This window comes from Wolbachia endosymbiont (group A) of Lypha dubia (assembly GCF_964028575.1).
Classification (GTDB): Bacteria; Pseudomonadota; Alphaproteobacteria; order Rickettsiales; family Anaplasmataceae; genus Wolbachia; species Wolbachia pipientis.
Genome location: NZ_OZ034796.1, coordinates 99,538 through 122,232, shown reverse-complemented (window position 1 = coordinate 122,232; position 22,695 = coordinate 99,538). Strand labels below are relative to the sequence as shown.

Below are 22,695 nucleotides of genomic sequence, written 5' to 3'. Positions count from 1 at the left end.
AAGGATTTTAATAGGAATAATATGCCATCTGTTACTTTTATTTTACCTGATGGGAGTAAGAAAAGTTATGAAGCTGCAGAGGGAGAAACTCTGCTCAATTTAGCCCATAGAAGTGATCCAGATCTGCTTGAAGGTGCATGTGAAGGCTCTCTTGCTTGTTCTACATGCCACGTGATTGTTGATCCAAAATCTTATGATGCTGTAGAAACGCATAATCCCATATCTGATGAGGAAAATGATATGTTAGACCTAGCTTTCGGCTTAACAGAGACATCAAGACTTGGGTGCCAAATAAAAATCACAAAAGATATCGACGGCTTGTGTGTAACCATACCAAGGGGTACAAGAAATATATCATTGGATAAACAGGGGAGTGATTAGCTATGCGTAAGATTTTTATCTATATTATCATCTCTTTACTTTTGTTTATTCCTGTAGCGTATAGTGGTTTTTGGTATTTTTCTGCATGTAAGGTAAAAAATCTTTTAGCTGAAACAATACTATACATTAACGACGAAAAATTTGATATTTCACATGATTTTAGTGGATTTCCTTCTAACCTAATTTTTCGTGTGACAAACCCAAAATTTTCCAATGAGCAATTAACCATCTCATCTGATGCTTTATTGATAAAAAATAGATTGTTTGATAAATCAGTATATATCTACATACCAAGCAATGAAGTCAATATTGCTGTTCATGGTGATGAGAAAAAGAATATAAAATGCCACACAAACGATAGCAGCCACTTTGTTGTTAGACTAAACGATTTACCATCTTCATTGCGATTCAACAAAAATAGTACCGTGATAGACTATATAGATACACTTCGTTACGAAGATTATGGATTAAAATGTGATGTTTTAGAAAATCAGCAAAGTGTTATAACTGAAGTGAATGATAAAAGCAATTACATTCAATTTCACCTCGATAAAGAACCAAGTGGAAATACTAAACTAGGATTTGATTTTTATACTTATCGGTATAAAAATACTGCAAGTCCTGAAAGTTACCTTAGTATCGACACTAAATTTGATTACGAATTTGTAAACCACATCTCAGCTTCCAGAATTAATTTCAACATAGAGAAATTTTTAATTCAAAGTAATAATTTTTCTCTTGCTGCAGATGGTGGAGTGCGAAATTATAATTTGGTTACGTCTTCATTTAAAGACAAAATCAACGTGGCTATATCAAATTATAAAGAATTAATCTCGTTTATGATTGGTGACTCAAAAACTTCAGATGCGTTTGAAAAATTAATGTCTTCCTTATCAGAAAAAACAACTGATGATGGCATTCAATTTTCAATAAAGTACGATGATGATGTAGGGTCAAGCTTTATTGGAAAGTTATCCACCACTGATTTTATGAACCAGCTCAGTAAAATAACCCAATTAACCAAGGATGAGAGCAGTAGTTAGTTTACTTTTCATATTGATATTCCACTCAGGCGTAAACGCTTTTACTCTGGATAATAAACTCAGAGATAAAAGCATGGAAAAACGAGCAACCAGTTTATTTGAAATAATAAGGTGTCCAATATGTTCTGGCGAATCATTGTCTGAATCTGGATCTCAGATCGCGTATGATATGCGAGAAGCAATTCGTAAAAAAATCAATGATGGATACACAGATGAAGAGATAATCTCAGAGTTAAAAAATTCTTACGGCAATTCAATTATAATCGTACCGCCTATAAAATCTAGCACTTACATTTTGTGGTTTATTCCACTTACAACTCTGCTTATTGGGTGTTTTTTAATACAAAGATACATCAATACAACCACTTAAACCTTTTATATATAGCTAAAGTGACTTAGGTTCTCTAATTGCACATAAGTCAACAATAATTTTCACACAAATCAAAACAGCATATCTTCTCCATAATCCTTGGTAATTTTACATAAGTTAAAAGTAGCATATGGTTCTCTCCGCGGTCTGAGATGACAATAAATTTGTCAAGCCGCATTATACTTGTTAGGCGGAAGTGGACGGCAACATATTTACCACGAAGTCTAACTAAGTTCTTGCTTGTCCCTTCCATCGGCATTGCTATCTTTATTTTCAATAAAATTATTGTCCTATGCTCTTTTGATGTTTATTGATAATAAAATTCTGTTTTATCAACCAACATCCTATGCATAATTACAGCTAATTTTCTTGCTACTGCTACAATTGCTTTTTTCATTCCTTTTTTCTTCGCAACCCCAGTTTTTTAATTTAAATGTCCTCTTGGTAACTGTAAGCATTGTTTGTGCAGCTTCATATAACATACTTCTACATTCCGCTGGTCCCATCTTTGATATGCTGCCATGCCGATCAACTTCTCCAGAAGAATATTGCCTTGGTGTCAACCCTATATACCCCAGTTGCGGATTAGCCAACGAAGTAAAGCTTAGAAATGCAGCGGCTGTATGGAATATGAAACAAGCGTAGAAAAAATGTGTACCAAAAAATTTATCGGTGATCTGTGGCGAGTATGCTCAATCTCAAATTTGTTTTTCAGAGAGCCAAAAACTGTCTCAATAATCGATCTTTTTCTTAACAAAATCTTCTCATTTAGCGCCATTAATGAGTTTTTCATACCCTTTTTTATACTGGTTACAAGCTTTAACCCTCTATCGAATAATTCGTGAAAAAGATCTTTTTTGATATATCCTTTATCTCTAAACAATAATCCAGTCAATTTCTGAGTTAAATTTGGCACAGGTATCAACGTTGCCTTTTGTCACCGTAACCCCTTGAATTTCGCCAGTTTCGTTGATTACTAGATGTACCGAAAAACCACCCATAAGTAGTCTTTCCAATCTTTGCCAACCCTTTGAAAACTTTGTTTCTCGAGGTCCTTTTTGGATGGCAAACAGCGATAGATTATGTACGAAATCCCTGTCACTTTTGACTGTTCGCAAAACCATTGCATTAAGAGCGCTAAATACCATAAAACCCGCGATTTTAACCTGATAAACCTACTATAGGATGGCAATTTTGGAAACGCTGATTCGTATAATAATTTCAAATAATGCACATAGAAAATTTTAAAATTGTCGCACTTGATATAGCAATATTATGGTAAAAATCTCTGAATGCGTAATCTCTGGCGTCCTGGTTGGTTTTTTGCCACTTGGTAGAAGTTTTTCTGCAAAATTTTCATCGACTGTATTGCAAAAATCATCGACTATACAAAAGATTTCTGTTACTTTTTCTTTCATTGGTAACCTCCTATTTTAGGAATGAATATCAAATACCTCGGAGTTTACCCTATTTCCTTACCTTTTCTATTTTTTCTAATTTACAACTGGGGTTAGCAGTGTTGTGAGAATGGTTGAAAGCGCAAAAGAAAACCTCTCGGAAGTTAAAAATATACTGGTCGATGCAGGTTATACAGGAGAAAATTTTGCAACTAAAATAAAAACGATTATTGGAGCAACTGTAGAAGTAATAAAACGAAGTGAATTACATTCCTTTGCTGTATTGCCACAAAGATGGGTTGTAGAGCGATCTTTCGCTTGGTTAGAAAAATGCAGACGATTGTGGAAAAATTGCGAGCGAAAACTTAACACTAGCCTACAAATGGTCGTTCTTTCCTTCATTTCTCTTCTATTGAGAAGATTTTAAACAGGTTCTAAATCTTTATTTTAAAAATGTCATATTGACCACCGGTACCTGAAAATACTATTCCAATTGATCAGAGCTATCCATTTCCTTAATTTTTGTAACGTTGTCATAGGAGTACTATAACTTTAGTATCAACTATGTTTTATTGTTTTTGCATCTAAAAAAATTTAGCTTATTCAAGCAGCATTTTGCCTTTTTTTGGATGTAGGAATTTTTTAGGAATTGTCTTCTTGAATTCTATGGTATTTTGTTTAACATTGAAACAAGATTCCAGTGTCAGCTACTTGCATGACATTGTTGGTTAATGTTTTATGGCTTTACGATAGCTATACAACTTATCTTAAAAGCAATATAGTGTTTACTATACAATGAATCAAAGATAGTAAGTAAAGTCTATGAAATTTCAAATCGCTACACATTTTCAACCGGCTGGGGATCAACCACAGGCAATCGATAGCTTAATTGCAGGGCTAAATAGCAATAAAAGAGATCAGGTTTTGCTTGGAGTTACTGGTTCTGGGAAAACTTTTACTATGGCAAATGTTATTGCAAGGACAAACAGGCCTGCATTAATTATGGCACACAATAAAACTTTAGCAGCACAGCTTTATGAGGAAATGAAAGGATTGTTTCCCCATAATGCTGTTGAATACTTCATTTCTTATTATGATTATTATCAACCTGAAGCCTATTTACCACAAACTGATACTTATATCGAAAAAGATTCTGCAATTAACGAAAGAATTGAGAGGCTGCGTTATTCCACCGTCTGCTCCCTTTTGGAGCGCAGGGATACGATCGTAGTTGCCAGTGTTTCCTGCATATACGGTCTTGGTTCGCCTGAGAGCTACCGCAGCATGATCATACCGCTTAGTGTTGGAAATAAAATTCGTATTAATGATTTCCTGAGCAACTTAACTGATCTTCAATACAAGCGCTCTGATGCCAGGTTTGAGAGAGGATATTTCAGAGTGCGCGGCGATATTGTTGATATATTTCCTTCCCATTATGAAAATAAAGCTTGGCGTTTATCGTTATTTGGCGATGAAATAGAAGAAATTTCTGAAGTTGATGCTATAACGGGCAATGTTACCAAAGGCGTAAATAAAATCACCATTTTTCCAAATAGCTATTACATAACCCCGCGTGAGGCTTTGTTGCAGGCAATTGAACTAGTCAAAAAAGAGCTGCATGAACGCTTGGATTATTACTACTCGCAAAACAAGATTGTTGAAGCAAAGCGCCTCGAGCAACGCACTAATTTTGATATCGAAATGATGAGAACAACAGGAATATGTAAAGGTATTGAAAATTATTCGCGTTATCTCTATGGAATGGAAGCTGGGGATCCACCACCTACTTTGTTTGAATATTTACCCAAAGACGTAATTTTATTTGTTGATGAGAGTCATGTCACCGTTCCTCAGGTTGGTGCGATGTACAGTGGTAATGAGGCGCGTAAAAAGAAATTGATCGACTATGGCTTCAGGCTCCCTTCCGCTTTTGATAATCGTCCATTAAAATTTGAAGAGTGGGAGGGAGTTAGGCCGCAGACTGTTTACATTTCAGCCACTCCAGGAAAGTATGAGTTGGCAAAGACCAATAATGTATTTATAGAGCAAGTTATCCGTCCAACAGGGCTTACAGACCCAATCTGCATTGTAAAACCAATAGAGAGTCAAATTGATGATGTAATTCATGAGGCACAAGTGACAATAGGGAAGGGATTTTGTGTTTTAATCACTACATTGACGAAAAAAATGGCTGAAAATTTAGCTGAATATATGAGTGAATTGAATATGAAAGTGAGTTATTTGCATTCTGATATTGCTGCGCTGGAGAGAATAGAAATTATATACAAATTGAGATCTAAAGAAATCGATGTTTTAGTAGGTGTTAACTTGCTGAGGGAAGGTCTTGATATTCCAGAGTGTGGGTTGGTTGCAATTTTGGATGCTGATAAAGAAGGATTTTTGCGATCAGAAACTTCATTAATTCAAACGATCGGTCGTGCTGCGCGTAATGCTGAAGGTAGAGTAATTTTGTATGCAGATAAAATCACTGGTTCTCTGGACCGTGCATTAAGAGAGACCGAAAGAAGAAGAAAAAAACAAGAAGAACATAATATATTGCACAATATTGTCCCAAAGACTATAATAAAACCTATATCAAACACCTTACAGGAGAGGGCAATAGCAGAACCGAAAGTAAATACTAATAAGGATGATTTGAGAAAGCAAATGATAGAGCATGCTAAAAATTTGGAGTTTGAAGAAGCAGCAAGAATAAAAAAATTATTGTAAGGTTAAGTAATATATGATGCTATGGGCATAGTATAAAAATGTAAATAATTTTATTGATATCTTTATATTAATACTTTTTAAATATTTAGTACGGTGCAATATCTGCAATGGATGAGAAAAACTAACACCAGTGCTCTCAGGGTCAGCTAATAAAACGCTTGGGTGGCTGAGAGCAGTGGATTAGGTACAAACCGCTTGAGAAATTTCTTTTTTCAAGCATGTCTCGATCTCAGGAGAATCTATCTTAGAACTTGTAAGATAGTTATCACTAACTTTTTGATTACTAAAGAACTCCTGAAATAAGCGTACTACCTCCTCAGAAGAACTTGATTGTGCTTGCTCCTTCTCCTCAGAAGGAAGAACTGAGCACACTTGCTCTACTTCCCCAGGAGGAGAAAGAAGCAAACGCACCTCCCTCTTATCAACATAAAGTAGGTATAGTAACTTCTCGTACTCAGGGAGAAAAAGTTCGGAATCTAGCTTCTTCTTCATCTTAGAAGAAAGAGCTTTGTATAGTTTCTCTCTCTGATCAGAATCAAGATGTTGTTGCAACTTTAGTCCACCCGACACATCTTTATGCGTAGGAGAAGCCGGGTTTTTTAATAGATTGTGAACAACACTTAATAATTTACTAAATATATTTTCAAGTTTATCAACTATTAACGGTGTCTGCTGAAGTGAATCACTAAACTCTTCAATAAGCGACGGTGACTGTCCCCGCTCAAGCGACCCTAAACCACTATCTACAGAAATTTTAGAACTACGGTCCCCGGGCATGTTTAGTTTGCCTACGGTACCTTGTGACGGGAGTTCTGTAATACTATCATTTAATTCAGTAGGCTTGTTTTCGGTATGTACTTCAGTAACAGGAGTCACTTTTGAGGGTGAATTACTTTTTACTTTTCTTTCTGATGAAGTAGCTGTTTTTTTACTTGAAAGCTCATGAGTTGAACGCGTCGAGTCAAGTTTTTTGCCATTTTGCTGAAAATATAGGAACCACTTTTCTAGCTCTAATATAAACAACTTCTCTAGCTCTGGCATAATAGATTTTTTTGATAAAGTACTACTACCTGAAAACGAATTACTTTCTGACCCTTTCCGGCTACTCGGAGATTCACTCTGTGGCTTTGCTTCAGAACACTCATCACTACTTTTTCGATCACTTTCATCAGTAACTTGCTGTTTTTCAGGTTCCTCATTACAAATGTTCTCCGTATCTTTTAGAGAATCTTCAGAATTTAAGAATGTTGAACTATCCCATGCTCTAAGAGAAGGAATCGATGATGATCTTTTCTGATCCTGAATATTAGCCTCTGTTAGCGTACCTTCACCAGCACCTAAAGATAGCTGTGATTGATCACCAGTGGATTGACTTAGATCTATTTCCCCGGAAGATAGCTGTGATTGATCACCAGTGGATTGACTTGAATCTATTTTCCCCGGCACCAACTGAAACAGCCCCCCTTTTCCTCCCTCTCTTTCCGATCCTTGCCTGGGAGGCCTCTCTAACCCTTTACCACGACTTCGCTTGGGACACCCCCGTGTCTGTGATGCTTCAGCTAATAGCGTTCGAGGAAGCTCAGGGTCAATGGCCAGTTCATGGTCTTTGTTGATTACAGAGCTTTCCATGATTTTATTCAGCACACAATAAGAAATGTCTTGATTAGCAAAATCTATTCCGTATATTCCTCTCCTGCCAAATACTGGTAGATGTTTTGGTGAAATACAATCTTCAACATTATTTAACACGGTCATACCAAATACTTTATTAATATCATCCGCTTGTTCCTTGCTTAAAATTTTATAATATATAATATTATCAATAATTTCCTTAGCAGCAGGTATAAGAACTGAATTTTCACCACTGCCTGTATAAGAAACATGAAGTACAGAATTAATTGGTATACCTACTGTACGAGACAAATCAATCACTGGAAACTTTAGACTCTCAACAGTTTCATCCTCAGCACTTGTAACCTCAAAATCACGACATTCCAAAGATGCTTTGTGTTTTACTATGTCCTTAATGAACTTAGCCTTATTAAAGATGCTCCCCTTTATATACACACAATTGTCCTTGATTTTCAAAAAATCATTAGTGCTTTTAGGACCATTTTTATAATTTTTTATCCTTGACGAGAATGACTCTACAAAATAATCTTGTAACTTTTTATCATAGAAACGCATACAATATAGATAAGATTTCCTGTCAAAACGTACATCATATACGCGCCCTTCCATACATCTCTCACCAAATTCGTTTCCCATATCCTCTTTTGCATCTTTTGCAAGCCCATGGGCTAGCAAACATTTTAGATTAAAAACTACACCTTTGTCTATTGGCACTGAAAACTTATATCCCTCCTTATCTTTAGTTAACTGCCTTTCATTAAGGTTAAAAGGAAAAAACTGTGTATTAAAAGACATATTAGCACCACTTTCACTCCCACAAAATGTTTCTACTATGCTTTTCTTTATATTGTGCAAGTACTTCATGCATTGACCAACATCCATATTTTTATCAAATGAGATAACAATACGATCTTCCTTCTTAAGAAAAGTTTGATCTGTGCTTTGTACGATAAGATTAGTAATAGCAACCTCATTATGACAAAGAATAATGTTAAATGCTCTTACTAATTCTTGATTCATTATATTAGGCATAATACCCCTCCCTATTCAAATTACCATAAATTTACTGTTACTTACCACTTCTGCCACTACCTTGACCACTAGATTGATTTTGCTTCCTTCTCTCCTCCTCACGCTTAATTCTCTCTGTAAAGTCATCAACTCTCCTTGGATCTATAGCATCCGCTCTAATTCTTCCTCCTCCTGGTGCAGTATTATCGCCATATTTTCGTTTTTCATAACCTGAACCTTTATTACTATCCATATTATCCCCCAGTAAAAATATTATGTAACTAATATACTAAAAATAAAATTAAGTGCAAGCACTTTTTTATATTTTTTTTTAAAAAATTTTATTCACTCTTTTTCATAAAACCCAAATTTCAAGATTCCAGCGTCACACGCTGGAATGACAAGTCATTGGCAACCCTAAGTTCCCTACGTCATACCGCGATTCATTCGCGGTATCTCAAGCATAGATTCCGCTAACACGTAGCGGAATGACGAACTGTCGACATCTATCTATATGCCCCTGGATTCCAGCGTCACGCGCTGGAATGACACCTGTATTTCTCTTTGCCATCAATCCCTACTCTTTAATGTCATACCAGTACCTCTTTTTCTTGTCATCCCAGTGTCCAGACACTGGGATCCAGTCTTTTTTGTCATCTAAAGCTAACACTAGCTATCCCCTCGATGGTGCTTTTTCTGGTGCCTTTCCTATTGAATCCACATGATTATTAACTTTTACATCATCAATCAATCTTTTTGGTGGTTGAGCAGTACTAGCATTAGACTTTCCATTAGAAGCTTGCTCTTGCCAATCACCAATTGGATAATTGTGTGCAGGAAAGCTATCCCGATTGATTTTTCTTGATTTCTTGCTACTAGTTCTAGAACCTGCACTCTGTACTTTTTCTGGCACCTCCTCCCTAGGCTTCTCCGGAACTTTCTGTGGACACACCTCTTTCTTCGGTTCCTCCGGCTTCGCTTTTTTCTCTTCTTCTACTTTTGGTTTTATTTCCTCGCGGTTCTCATTGTTTATAACCTCTTTAAATATAGAAGGCATTATAGGCTTTGGTAAAAGATCAAGTTCTGGTTTGCTCAGAACAACCGGTCTTACAAATCCTGGTGAAATTTCAAAAAGGAAAACTGGCACTTTAGGTTTTTCTCTTTCATCCACTTTCATTTCTACGTTTTCGCAAACTTCTTTATTTTCTTCCTTTAATGATGTTTTTTCTGCTTTTTTATCTTCTTTTTCTGTAGATGCCTCTACCGCAGCCGCCAACTCAACTCCAAACATCTCTGCGAACATTGTAACAATCCATCCGACAACGGCCATTTGTAACCTGAGTTTCAGATCTTGCAATGCAGTTAATCTTTCTAACGCCCTTGCAAACTCTTCTTCTGATAACTCACCACTGCCTAATTTCTCCTGCAATTCTTTTATCTCTTTGTCCAAGCTCTGATTGAAACTTAAATCGCGTGCAAAAATCTTCTTGATTAACTCCTTAAGCTTATCACGCAAAAACTTCATTATCGCAGCAATCAGGTTTTTTTCTTTCTTCTCCTTGAGCATTTGGTAGATTTTCGGATCATCTACATCTACTTCAAAAAGGTTGAAGAGAGATTCAAAGAAATTCCAGAAATCTCCGAGTACTCTTCCTTTTTCACCAGTGAAGTAATTCTCATCATCACCTTCTCCGATATGTAGCTCTGCTTGAGATGATATTTCATCGATACAACTAGAAGCCTGACGCTCACACTCGAGCCTTCTGAGCAAATCTTGTCTGGTGAGCTCCTCTATGGCTGCTTTTAGTTCATTTAACTTCTGCTCTGCAGAGAAATCTTGCTCCCTGAGTTTTCCTTGGAAGATCGAGCTACCGTTTCCGTTATTATCTGAAAAATTTTCCATTATTTTTGCCTCCTCAATAAAATTACTGCCTCTGTTGTTACCTGAAAAGCTTTCCACCATTTTTACTCCCTTCATAAAACTTAATAATTTAATTCTACAGTACTAAATATTTAAGAAGTATTAATGTAAAGATGTCAATAAAATTATTTATATCTTTACACTATATTATATCATACGCCATTTAACCTTTCAATAATATTTTTTATTCTTGCTGTTTTTTCAAACTCTAGCATGCGCTTTTCTTAAATTATCCTTATTAATATTTGCTTTTGCCTCTATCACCACTTTTTCTTGTAAAGTATTTGATATAGATTTTATTATACTCTTTGGCATAACATTTGCAACATACTTTATCTATAAATGGAAATTATTATACTTGCAGCTAGACACAATTTGAAATAATTTACACTATAAAGTTAAGGAACGAGATCCCAGTGTCACGCACTGGGATGACAGCAGTCCTACGTCATACCGCGATTCATTCGCGGTATAGATTCCGCTAACAAGTAGCGGAATGACGAATTTTTGTTTTTCAAATTATCGTAAGTCACTTTAGCTATATCAGAGCAATAGAGGCAGTGCGTAGAGGAGCTCACCAGACAAGATTTGCTCAGGAGGCTCGAGTGTGAGCGTCAGGCTTCTAGTTGTATCGATGAAATATCATCTCAAGCAGAGCTACATATCGGAGAAGGTGATGATGAGGATTACTTCACTGGTGAAAAAGGAAGAGTACTCGGAGATTTCTGGAATTTCTTTGAATCTCTCCTCAACCTTTTTGAAGTAGATGTAGATGATCCGAAAATCTACCAAATGCTCAAGGAGAAGAAAGAAAAAAATTGGCTTCTTTCGATAATTAAGTTTTTGCGTGATAAGCTTAAGGAGTTAATCAAGAAGATTTTTGCACGCGATTTAAGTTTCAATCAGAGCTTGGACAAAGAGATAAAAGAATTGCAGGAAAAATTAGGCAGTGGTGAGTTATCAGAAGAAGAGTTTGCAAGGGCGTTAGAAAGATTAACTGCATTGCAAGATCTAACGCCTACGACAATGTTACAAAAAATAATATAGAGTTCAAAAGCGTGATTTCTAGGGAGTTTCTGCGCTCAAAGGCAAATTGAAAGCTTGAACCTAGAAGCTATACGAAAAGTCTGGTTGGTAGAAGTCATAGCCCTTGCGATTGAGTGTCATTTCTATAACTTCCCCGTACGAACTTACATTACCCACAAATATGAACGTTTGTTGCATAGCTCTTAATGGTATAACTTTTGCTTGAAATAACTGTTTATATGGTGCAACTTACAGCTTTTAGTTGCTAAAATTATAACTCTTAATTTAATAATTTTAATCTAATAATCTTTCAAGTTAATAAAATTATTTGAGTAAATACAATACCATGTCTTTATTTGTGGGTAATAGTAAGATTTTTAATGTTGACATAAAATTAGTTGCCAAGAATACTATAATAGAGTAGATGTGAGTTTTAAAATTTTGCAAAAATTTACAGCAAAAAAGTTGGAAGCAGAACCCTTTTTAACTCATCTTTTTGAGACTTTTGACAATGTTTTAGAACTGAAGAAGGAAAGGTGTATTTTTTTATTGACTTACCTGTGTACTATGGTAACCACTAAAGAATTAGTGAGTAATGGTTATAAAATATGGTTGAGGTAGCAAGATCAAATGAAAATCCACTTAACATTTTAGGTCAGCAAAAAAGCGACAGCAATATTCAAGATATAACGTCTCCTTCAGGAGCAGAAGCTGACCCAAATATACAGAACCAAGATGAAAAATTAGGTGACATTTTAGATCAGTTAGAAAGCAATAGAGGTCTATTAGATAATCTCAATGATATTCAACGTATAATGTCTCTTCTACAAGAAGGAGCTGATCGAGATACACAAAACCGATATGGAAAAACTCTGTCATATTACTTAGATGAAAAATTATCTGACATTTTAGAAAGCAATAGAGCTCCATTAAATAATATTCGACATATAATTCTTCTTCTAGAAGCAGGAGCTAATCCAAATGTACAAAACCGAGAAGATGGAAAAACTCTGTTACATTACGTTGCTGAATGTAACGATACTAGCGGTATAAGGTTTCTTTTAGAAGTAATAAAAGCTAATCCAAATGTGCAAGATCAAAGTGGAAAGACTCCGTTACATTATGCTGCTAAAAATAACTGCCTTCAAGCTAGAGAACTTCTTTTAGGAGCGGGTGCTAATCCAAATGTGCAAGGTCAAAGTGGAAAGACTCCACCATCTGAATATGCTACTGAAGATGAGTGCCGTCAAGCTATTGAGGATTCGAGCCATAGTTTAGATGATTCTCATGAAAATAAAGGGAATCCGGCAACACCTGATAGTTCGGTAGGTGAAAGAAACGATTGTTCAAATAGCTCTGGTGATGATAGTCAGGCAAAGCCTGCTGAATTGAGTGATTGTAATGCAAAAAAGGATCAGGGCCATGGTTCAGATGATTCTCGTGGAAATGAAGAGAATCCGGCAAAGAGCCCTAACAACGACAACCGGATTTTTAAAGATCAACAGAAAAGCTCAGAGTTGCTAGAAGTTAGTAGTTCGTCAGAGAGTGAGGACTCAGAAGACAGTTCGGACTATGATAATATTGATCATTATGATACAAGTTGTGGTACACGCCACAGTCATTTAAGATATGATGGAAACATAAACGTAATACGAAAAAAAGATTCTTTTTCTTTAGCTAAAATAAAACTGAATAAAGTAGAAAGAGAAAAGTATGACAGTATTTGGCAAAAAATATACGAGATTCATGGTGATCTAGATAAAACTTGCGATAAAGATGAAGATTATTATAAAAAATGTGAAGAAGAATTTGATGAAGTTATACGCCAAGCGCTGGATCAAGGAGTAATGTTCACTTTTCCATATAAAAACTACGAATCCTTTGTGGACCTTATGATTAGTACATTGCGAAAACTATTTTTGTCATATGATACTACTCGGATTCCTGAATTCATAGAACGGACAAAGATGTCACATATAATATCAGGAGGTGCAACTTTAAATGAATTCACTCAAAACGAGCATGATGATTTTGTAAATATAATTTGCAAGGATGAAGATATTTTAAGCAAAAGGGATAAAAATATTTCAAGACTTAATAATTTAGCGTATGAAAGTATTGTAAACAAAAATAATAAGCAAACTCATGAGTATGACTTTAAAGCAGAAATAGATAACGGACACTTTTGTATAGAATATCCACAAGATAGTATTATTGAACCTGTGAAAATCTTTAACAAAGCTGAAGCTTTAAAAGATAAAGATTTAAATTTAAAAGTCGGCATACTTCAAATTGGGGAGAGTATAGTAAGAGTTGAAAGCGTAGGCGGAAAAAGAAATTATAAAGATATCTTAGAAGGTAGCATTGAAATGTCTTTTACCACTGAGGTAGGAGAGATTAGTATTTATCTGAGTCCTAGTAAGAAAGGTGGTAATAAAATAGAAGTAGAAATTGATGAGAAGAGCGAAGCAAGGCTTAACAAGTTAAAAGCTGAGAAGAAAAGTTTAGGAGAAAACTGTCTTTTGGGAGGAAAAAGTGTTCTGGAAGCTATAGAAGCTAAAGGTTTAAAAAAAAATGGTAATGTACCTACAGAGACAACCGAGACTATTAAGGATGATCTATCTACTAATCTTACGCAAGTTCGTTTGCAGCAGAATAGAGAAGTAGCTTTAGGGGGTTAAGTTATTCAGGTAAGATTTTAAGAAATTAGTTATAGCGGTATGGCTCAATGATTTTGAGTATGAGATTTTAATGTTCCCAGAAGCCCGTTATGACGATCAAGTGGATAGTACCGTGCAATATCTGCAATGGACAAGAAAAATTAACACCAGTGCTTTCAGGGTCAGAGACTTTGGCTCCAACCCTAATAAAACACTTGGGTGGCTGAGAGCAGTGAAATTAATAAGCCTAACACTTACCTATTTGATAAGAGGAACTACTCAAACTTAACGACTCCAGCCTTGAAAGTGGTAAAGAATCTCTTTTCGGAGATTTTCTTGGATTGCCTCCATCTTCAGGCGATGGAGACTTACGTTTTGGCGATTTTCTTCCAGTATTCTCACAATCCATAGACTCATAACCACTACTTGTTGTTGCCTCAGCTTTAGAGCTTACGTTTTCAGCATCAGTTACGAACCCGGAAGAGTAACCGCTGTCTTTATTATCTTCGGATTTCATCTTTTCAGCTTTTGACGTACCTTTAGCAGGCCATCGCTCTTCCCTAAACGACTTTACTTCCGAAGCATCATAATTACGGTCAATCCAGTGTCCACCTTCGCCTTTTGTAATTGAAATATATTCTAATGCGCTTTCATCGGGATAACAGGTTTCAATTGCTGCTTTAGGGGATAACCCATGTTCTCGCACCTGAAAATTTACCCATTTGTCCTTTTTAGATTTCACTGCCTTTTTGACGATGTTAATGTCGATATCTTTTATTTCTACTTTTCCCTCATGCTCCTGACTAAAAAGTTCTTTTAAGTTAAGTAAGGCACCACGACTTATATTAGCAACAACTGTTGTTTCTTGGTTTTTCTCACAATTAGAAAGAAATTTAAATGGAAACTCATTGAGATCATAGGCCTCTTTCTTATTGACACAATACTCTTCTTTCGTTTTATCTATTACCTCCTGTAAATATTCTTTTACATCAACACTATCATCAATTAAACTAGCAATCTTCCCATTTTTTACAATAAAGTTAGTATGAGGAGGATCCACAGCATAATTATTTAAGTTAAACCAATAAAGCAATGCTTTAGACAACTTTTCTTCTTCCTCGGTAAGAGGTTTATCACCGGACTCCCCCTTTCCAGCTACTGATGTATCTCTAAACCGTCGTAATTGCTCTCTGAGCAACAATTTTACTTCACAAGTGTCACGACTACGGTCAAGCACGTATTCACCTTCTTCAAATGCAATTGGAATTATTTTCATTGCTTCTTCATCAGGAAAACAATCCTGACATGCTTCTTCAAGAGAATCTTTATTCAATAGCTGGCGATCTACCCATTCGTCCTTTTCACGTTTCTCTACCTTTTTGACGGCACTAATGTCAATAGCATCTACGTTTTTCCCAAACTTCTGACTAAAAAGGATTTTTAAGTTAGATAAAGCACCACTACTTATATTAGCAACAACTGTTTTTCCTTGTTTTTCTTCACAATTAAGTTTAAATGGAAACTCATCCAGATCGTAAAGTTCTCTTGCTTCTTTCTTAGTTTCATAATACTTTTTTATTATAGAAGCTTTTACCTTCTGTAAATATTTCTCTCTATCAACATTATCATGGAGTAAACTAACAATTTTCCCATCTTTTGCAAAAAAGTTAGTATAAACATCACCAAAAGTATAATTCGTTAAGTTGAATGTATAAAGCAATGCTTCAATCAACTCTTTTTCTTTATTATTAAGTTTATTCGAGGGTGGAAGCTCATTACTAATTTTACATCCAGATGACGAAGATTCATTAACCATAAAAGAACTCACCTGTGAAGGTTTTTGCCAAAATGAACAACTAGGTCCTGGTTCAGTAAGCTGCTGTGACGGCATCCACTGATTTCCTGACGTGCTTTGTGATGACAAAAAGCCTATTGGCTGACTAGTCCATGCTGATCCACTTTCACTAGCACCTTTCCATGATGAAGGTCTACTCGGTTGCCATAACGAGGGTTCTGCACTTGAAGCCGGTAATGGCCAAGCGCCCATTGGCTGAGCCCAAGCACTAGTCCCTGCTTGCACATTTTGAGCAGCACCTACACATTCCGATGAATGTGGATTAGTCACAGAAGAACTCAGATGTGACCGTGGCAGGAACTCTCTACTCGTTCCAGGAACATCCAACTGATTTACCGGAAGCAACACAGGGAACTTTTCCGACTCTCGCCTGGGAGAATCCTTTAATACTCCATCCTGACTCCGCGTGGGAAACTCCTGTGTCGGTGATGACAATTCAGTTAAGCCAGAACTTGGACCACCACTTGAAGAACCAGAATCCTTAGGTTTCGGAGGTGACTCACCAATACCACTATCTATGCTTCTTCTTTGGTTGGGCGGTGTTCTTAGTCCACTCGGGCCTGCATGTGTAGGAGAATTGAGTGGAGAATTTACTGTTGAAGAGGATCGACTCGAGCCACGTCTCTTAAAATTCTCAAGATCAACTGCAAATTCAAAACGTCCGTTTATTTGATTATATGCAATTGGAGACTGCATGATTATAGGAAGTAGAAGAGCAATCTGTTTATTAGAGAAAGCATAAACTGGTTCTTTACAATCAGCAAATTGTAGATTTGCAGTTTTGCCTCTAATATCACTTATAAAATTACTATTTATAAAACCATTAGGTATTTCTTTATTAAATACTCTATTAATTTTCCCTGCATCATTAAAACTTAAAGATTTCAACTGACCATTCTCTTCTATGAAAGGTATAAGGGCAAAACTATGCCCATTCTTTATTTTCTTTTCGTCTGTAAAATCATCATAATCATACCCGTCAACAAACTTTCCTGTCGCTTCAAGAATTAGTTCACTAAGAACATTTTTACAATTTTCGACTTTAAACTCTACGCTGCCTGGAGTTCTAAAATCAAGCGCTACTCGCCCTTTAACATATCCTGTTACACTCTTGATTACTTTATCACTCACATTTTTAATGTATAACATACCATCTTTATTATCATAAAAGTCTGAACTCTTAAGGCCACAATTTTCTAACCTTGAGTTAAATTCACTGATATAAAGACTCTTAAACAGCTCAAAAATCCTCGGAAAATACCTTTTTTCGAGGTACTCGTTGTTAAAAGCTATACAGTATAGATAAGGACTACCTATTGCTCCTGTTTGAACAGTTCCTCTTATCCATTCATATGCTTCTTTCTTAGTTATCTTTACTTCTTCTTGTAGACGTGCAGCCACTTTCACTCCCACAAAACTTTTAAACTCATTAGCAAAATGAATCTCCAAGTTATGAATTACTGCAGGATCCATAGAATCTGCAAGCTTCACTTTCACTATGCCATTACCTAAATCCTCTTTATCAGGATTAGCACCTAGAACAAATGGGAAACAGTTTAAGTTATAATATCTACTTGCTACCTCTTTAGTACCATAGTGTTGCTTTATTATCTCCTCTCCTATTTCTCGCAGATATTCTTTTGTATTAGTACCACTAGCAAATAAACCAACAATCTTTTTACCTTCTACAGTAAAATTAGTATTGACCTTATCAATACCATAATTATTTAAGTTAAATGCGTTAACTAGCTCTTTTGTAGAATTACCCATAACTACCCCTACTAAAATTGTGATGAAACAACATTACTTACTTTTACCTTTACTACTGCCAGCACTAGTAGAACTACTACTCTCCATTTGCGAGCTAGGCTTGCTACTTTCACGTCTCTGTCTTTCACGTGCCTCAAGCATCACTGGATTAGAACCGCTATACTTTTCATACCTGCTGCTTGGAGTAAACCCTTTATCGCTATCTTTTTTATCATTATTACTATGCATATTGCCCCTAAGTAAAAATATTATGTAACTAATATACTAAAAATAAATTGTAGTGCAAGCACTTTTTTTATATTTTTTAGCATAAAATTTTATTCATTCTTTATTCATAAAACTTAAGTTTTCTAGATTCCGCTAACACGTAGCGGAATGACGAACTGTCGACACCTATCTCTATGCCCCTGGATTCCAGTGTCACGCACTGGAATGACAAGGTTATGGGTGTCATCCAGTACTGGGATCCAGTCTTTTTTGTCATCTAAGTACTAGCTATCCCCTCTATGGTGTCTTTCCTACTGACTGACCTTCTACACATTTCTCAACTTTGACATCATTAGTCAATCCTTTTGGTGGTTGAACATTACTTACAGAACCTTCATTCTCAGCACCTTTCCAAACACCTATTTTAAAATTGGCAAGTTCTTTTGCAAGTTCGGTGCAAAGGTTATCCGCTTCTTTCTTATTAACACTATTAACATTACCATTCAGACGACTTTCTGCACAACTAGCAGACTCGTTTTTCTTCCCATTATCAAGCTTGTTTCCTTGTACATTAGTGACCAGCGTGATTCCTCTTCCATTAACACTAGTATTCGTATCCCTTTCTTTGAAAGCAATATTCTCTTCTAGACCTTCAGAATCAAATTTTATTCCACTCACCACGGGCTTCTTCTCCGGAACTTTCTGTGGACACACAGCTACCTCCGGCTTCGCTTTTTTCTCTTCTTCCACTTTTGGTTTTATCTCGCGGATCTCCTCCTTTATAACCTCTTTAAGCATTAGTTCTTTCATAGATTTTTGTAAAAGATCTAGTTCTGGTTTTCTCAGAGGAGTTGACCTTACAGATCCAGATGAAGCGTCAAAAAGGGAAACTGGCACTTTAGGCTTTTCTCTTTCATCTACCTTGATTTCTATATCTTTATGAACTTCTTTAATTGCTTCTTCCTTTAATGATGTTTTTTCTGCTTTTTTATCTTCTGCTTTAGTTGTTTCTTCTTTAGATGCCTCTACTATAGCTGCTAGCTCAACCCCAAACATCTCTGCGAACATTGTAATAATCCATCCAGTAACGGCCATTTGTAACTTTAGTTTAAGATCCTGCAACAAACTGAGCCTTTCGAACACCCTTGCAAACTCTTCTTCTGACAACTCACCACTGCCCAATTTCTCCTGCAATTCTTTTATCTCTTTGTCCAACCTCTTGTCCCAACTCAAATCTAAATTACTTGTGAAGATCTTCTTGATTAACTCCTTAAGCTTATCACGCAAAAACTTCATTATCGCAGCAATCAGGTTCTTTTCTTTCTTCTCCTTGAGCATTTGGTAGATTTTCGGATCATCTACATCTACTTCAAAGAGGTTGAAGAGAGATTCAAAGAAATTCCAGAAATCTCCCAGTGGTTTTTCACAATCGAAGTAATCCTCATCACCATCTTCGATATGTAGCTCTGCTTGAGATGATATTTCATCGATACAACTAGAAGCCTGACGCTCACACTCGAGCCTTCTGAGCAAATCTTGTCTGTCAAGCTCCTCTATGGCTGCTTTTAGTTCGTTTAGCTTCTGCTCCGCAGAGAAATCTTGCTCCCTGATTTTTCCTTGGAAGATTGAGCTACCGTTTTCGTTATTACCTGAAAAATTTTCCATTATTTTTGCCCCATCAATTAAATTATTGTCTTTGTTGTTGCCTGTAAAACTTTCTACCATTTTTACTCCACTCATAAAGCTTAATAATTTAATTCTATAGTACTAAACATTTAAGAAGTATTAACGTAAAGATGTCAATAAAATTATTTACATCTTTACACTATATATATTATATCATACGCTTTTTAACCTTTCAATAATATTCTTGCTGCTTTTTCAAGCTCTAGCATGCGCTTTCCTTCTTATTAATGTTCACTTTTGCCTCCACTACCACTTTTTCTTGTAAAGTATTTGTTTATTATACTCTCTGGCATAACATTGTGCAACATATTGTATTTGGAGTGTAATGATATAAAAATTACTATCAAAGGAGAGAGCACCAGAGGCAGAGCAATACAAATAGTGACTAAACCTCAAACTTGAAAATGGAGGAAACGCTTACTTACTAAAGGTGCTCAAAAATATCCAAGATCTTAACTCTAGACCACGCGATTCCAAAACGAACAGTTCTCGTGCGACCCGAAAGTCGTGAAATCGTGATGGTTAAATTCCATCCGCCCTAACATCGGGTTGAAAGCATAATCCACACTTTAGGAAAGTGGCGAATTTTTAGGGTGCAAGCATGGATTAAAAAGGGGTAATATTAAACTTTGTAATAAATCCCCCTAAGAAAGTTAGATATGGTTACGAAAGGAACTTATGTCAGAATTGTCGTTATTTGTGATATGCGAAATAAAGTTGATACGCATAAACCAAAAGGTATGGAGGAATGAATAATTGGAATGAGAACGTCCAATTAAGATGTTTTCAATCTCCCGGCAAATAGTAAGAACCTAAGTCTAACGTGAAACGATTTCATGGAACGGAGTAACCACACAGAAGCTCTTATTATCCTTTGTTTAAAAAGGATAACTAAGAAGGTGGTCCACTGAATGCTTCTATGTGGAGGGATTGTTTAAGAAGCTAATGCCTAAAGTAATATTTGGGATATGCAGACGTAAACACTGTAGTTTGGAAGGTAAAGTTGTGAATAGTAGTGAATATGTTATGAGCCAACAAAATGTTAGGTATGAATGGAATGAAACCCCCTGGCGCAAGCTGGAGAAATCTTCATTTAAGCTACAAAAACGAATTTACCGAGCTTCTAAATGTAATGATATCAAGAAGATGCATAAACTTCAGAGATTATTACTAAAATCAACAAGTGCAAGAATGCTCGCTGTTAGGAGGGTAACTCAGGACAACAGAGGGAAAAAGACTGCAGGTATTGATGGAAAGTCTAATCTTAATAAAAAGGAAAGATTGCTATTAGCAAATTCTTTAAATATAAGAGAGAAGGCAAAGCCATCAAGACGGGTAAGGATCCCAAAATCTGATAGGCCATCGGAGTATCGCCCGCTCGGTATTCCTACAATAGCAGATAGAGCAAAGCAAACACTTGTCAAAATGGCACTAGAACCGGAATGGGAAGCAAAGTTTGAGCCTAACACTTACGGTTTTAGATCTGGTAGATCGTGTCATGATGCAATAGCAGCTATATTTATCGCACTTGGTCAGAAAACAGCATTTATATTGGATGCTGATATTTCCGGATGCTTTGATAATATTAAACATTCTGCACTGCTTGAAAAACTTAATACCACACCAACTCTAAAGAGAATTATAAAAGGATGGTTGAAAGCAGGCACTATGAAAGATAAAAAGTTTAATCCCACTAAACGTGGCACAATTCAAGGTGGAGCAATTTCTCCATTACTTGCATGTGTAGCACTATATGGACTAGAACAAAATATCAAAGAAGAACTTAAGGAAGAACTTTTCCAATCTGCGAAAAAGAAATATGGTAGAGTATCTCGCAAACAGGCACAAAATTCAGTTAGTGTAATTACGTACGCCGATGATTTTGTGGTTTTACACGAGAGCGAAGAACTTGTCCTGAAGGCAAAGGTTCTAATTGAAAAATGGCTAAAACCCGTCGGATTAGAATTAAAGTCATCAAAGACAAGAATTGCACATACACTAAAATCCCTAAATGGGGAAAAGCCAGGATTTGATTTTCTTGGATTTTCAATAAGGCATTATCAAACACGTCAAAATAAGAGAGGTTACAAGTTATTGATTAAACCAAGTCGTAAATCTATAAGCCAACACTTGTTATCTATTAAACATAAGCTTAAAGAGTTGCGAGCAGCACCACAAGAAGCTGTAATAAAAGAGCTTAATCCAATAATAAGGGGTTGGAGCCAATATTACACCTCGGTAGTCTCAAGTAAAGTCTTTAACTTATTAGACTACTCTATGCATAACAAACTTTGGAAATGGGCTGTCTATAGACACCATGACAAAAGAAGGTGTTGGGTCAAAAGAAAATACTTTAAAAAGTATGGTAACGACAATTGGAGGTATATGGTAAGTAACAAGCTATATCTTATTAGACATAGGGATCATGCTATTAAACGACATATCAAAGTAAATGGAAATAGATCTCCATATGATGGAGATTGGCCGTATTGGGGAAGTCGTTTAAGTAAACTGCCAGGAAGATCGTCACGAGTAATAAAATTACTGAAGTTACAGCAAGGTAAATGTAATTACTGTTATCTTTGGTTTAGGTTTGATGATTTAGCACATGTGCATCATCAAGATCGCAATAGACGCAATAATAACATGAAAAATCTATCCTTGCTTCATAAGCACTGCCACGATCAATTACATGGAAGTATGTATGACAAGCACCAAATTAGAGAGAAGCCGGATGATGGGAAACTATCAGGTCCGGTTTTGAAGTCGAGTGAGGAGAGGTGACTTTCCTCACTTAGATAACACACTTGCTGGTTTCTGTTGCTAAACATGGTTATAATATTTAAGTTATTAGTGATATATTTTGCTAAATTAATAGTAATTTGTTCGGAAATAAAAGGAAAATTTATGATAGTTTTATATCTCAAATAGAATAAAATTCTTTTTATTAATATCGTCCTTTTTGCAAAAACATTCCTAACTTTTCCACCACTTTTTTGGCTAAGA

The 22,695-nt window shown here is 35.9% G+C and carries 13 protein-coding genes and 3 pseudogenes; 8 read left to right on the top strand and 8 right to left on the bottom strand.

The features are described 5' to 3' along the window. Positions 1 to 21 precede the first annotated feature (21 nt). Genes ABWU72_RS00605 through ABWU72_RS00595 form a run of 3 tightly spaced genes read left to right on the top strand, consistent with a single transcriptional unit; the run spans position 22 to position 1,794 of the window. Complete coding sequence (locus tag ABWU72_RS00605) at positions 22 to 381, top strand: ferredoxin family 2Fe-2S iron-sulfur cluster binding protein (protein ID WP_155969176.1); 360 nt, start codon at positions 22 to 24, stop codon at positions 379 to 381. Between the two features lie 2 nt (positions 382 to 383). After that, positions 384 to 1,424: a hypothetical protein gene (locus tag ABWU72_RS00600; protein WP_155969178.1), complete on the top strand. Its 1,041-nt coding sequence runs from the start codon at positions 384 to 386 to the stop codon at positions 1,422 to 1,424. Beyond that, positions 1,408 to 1,794, top strand: a complete 387-nt coding sequence (locus ABWU72_RS00595) for a cytochrome c-type biogenesis protein CcmH (RefSeq protein WP_015589263.1) — start codon at positions 1,408 to 1,410, stop codon at positions 1,792 to 1,794. The genes ABWU72_RS00600 and ABWU72_RS00595 overlap by 17 nt, the downstream gene beginning before the upstream one ends. 344 nt (positions 1,795 to 2,138) lie before the next feature. On the opposite strand, the gene ABWU72_RS00590 is transcribed toward ABWU72_RS00595, so the two are convergent. Both ABWU72_RS00590 and ABWU72_RS00585 read right to left on the bottom strand, forming a co-directional pair. After that, positions 2,139 to 2,357 carry a transposase gene (locus tag ABWU72_RS00590; RefSeq protein WP_065095234.1) on the bottom strand — a complete coding sequence of 73 codons (219 nt, stop codon included), beginning with the start codon at positions 2,355 to 2,357 and terminating at the stop codon, positions 2,139 to 2,141. 41 nt (positions 2,358 to 2,398) lie between these two features. Next, positions 2,399 to 3,212 (bottom strand): annotated as a pseudogene (locus tag ABWU72_RS00585) (IS982 family transposase). A 112-nt stretch (positions 3,213 to 3,324) separates the two neighbouring features. On the opposite strand from ABWU72_RS00585, the pseudogene ABWU72_RS00580 reads away from it, so the two are divergent. Both ABWU72_RS00580 and uvrB read left to right on the top strand, forming a co-directional pair. Next, positions 3,325 to 3,618: pseudogene (locus ABWU72_RS00580) on the top strand (transposase); the annotation flags it as partial. A gap of 395 nt (positions 3,619 to 4,013) precedes the next feature. After that, positions 4,014 to 5,921: an excinuclease ABC subunit UvrB gene (gene uvrB, locus ABWU72_RS00575; protein ID WP_353283787.1), complete on the top strand. Its 1,908-nt coding sequence runs from the start codon at positions 4,014 to 4,016 to the stop codon at positions 5,919 to 5,921. A gap of 180 nt (positions 5,922 to 6,101) precedes the next feature. Here uvrB and ABWU72_RS00570 read toward each other — a convergent pair whose 3' ends face one another. From ABWU72_RS00570 to ABWU72_RS00560, 3 genes are all read right to left on the bottom strand, one after another. Then, entirely contained in the window at positions 6,102 to 8,585 is a 2,484-nt protein-coding gene (locus ABWU72_RS00570; protein WP_353283786.1) for a hypothetical protein, read from the bottom strand. A 37-nt stretch (positions 8,586 to 8,622) separates the two neighbouring features. Continuing rightward, positions 8,623 to 8,817, bottom strand: coding sequence for a hypothetical protein (locus tag ABWU72_RS00565; RefSeq protein ID WP_265031946.1), 195 nt, complete (start codon positions 8,815 to 8,817; stop codon positions 8,623 to 8,625). Between the two features lie 420 nt (positions 8,818 to 9,237). Next, a complete protein-coding gene (locus ABWU72_RS00560) occupies positions 9,238 to 10,527 on the bottom strand; it encodes a hypothetical protein (RefSeq protein WP_353283785.1) in 1,290 nt (429 codons plus the stop codon). 522 nt (positions 10,528 to 11,049) lie between these two features. Between ABWU72_RS00560 and ABWU72_RS00555 the strand changes: the two are divergent. Together ABWU72_RS00555 and ABWU72_RS00550 are read left to right on the top strand one after the other, a co-directional pair. Then, positions 11,050 to 11,499 (top strand): annotated as a pseudogene (locus tag ABWU72_RS00555) (hypothetical protein); the annotation flags it as partial. A gap of 620 nt (positions 11,500 to 12,119) precedes the next feature. Next, a complete protein-coding gene (locus ABWU72_RS00550; protein ID WP_353283784.1) occupies positions 12,120 to 14,192 on the top strand; it encodes an ankyrin repeat domain-containing protein in 2,073 nt (690 codons plus the stop codon). 226 nt (positions 14,193 to 14,418) lie between these two features. On the opposite strand, the gene ABWU72_RS00545 is transcribed toward ABWU72_RS00550, so the two are convergent. The 3 genes from ABWU72_RS00545 to ABWU72_RS00535 all read right to left on the bottom strand — a co-directional run bounded on the left by ABWU72_RS00545 (position 14,419) and on the right by ABWU72_RS00535 (position 19,728). Continuing rightward, on the bottom strand, positions 14,419 to 17,796 hold the full coding sequence (locus tag ABWU72_RS00545; protein WP_353283783.1) for a hypothetical protein: 3,378 nt from the start codon (positions 17,794 to 17,796) through the stop codon (positions 14,419 to 14,421). 33 nt (positions 17,797 to 17,829) lie between these two features. After that, entirely contained in the window at positions 17,830 to 18,024 is a 195-nt protein-coding gene (locus tag ABWU72_RS00540; RefSeq protein ID WP_353283782.1) for a hypothetical protein, read from the bottom strand. Between the two features lie 276 nt (positions 18,025 to 18,300). Further along, a complete protein-coding gene (locus ABWU72_RS00535; RefSeq protein ID WP_353283781.1) occupies positions 18,301 to 19,728 on the bottom strand; it encodes a hypothetical protein in 1,428 nt (475 codons plus the stop codon). Positions 19,729 to 20,694: 966 nt separating this feature from the next. Here ABWU72_RS00535 and ltrA point away from each other — a divergent pair. Further along, positions 20,695 to 22,473, top strand: coding sequence for a group II intron reverse transcriptase/maturase (gene ltrA / locus ABWU72_RS00530; RefSeq protein WP_353283780.1), 1,779 nt, complete (start codon positions 20,695 to 20,697; stop codon positions 22,471 to 22,473). Positions 22,474 to 22,695 lie beyond the last annotated feature (222 nt).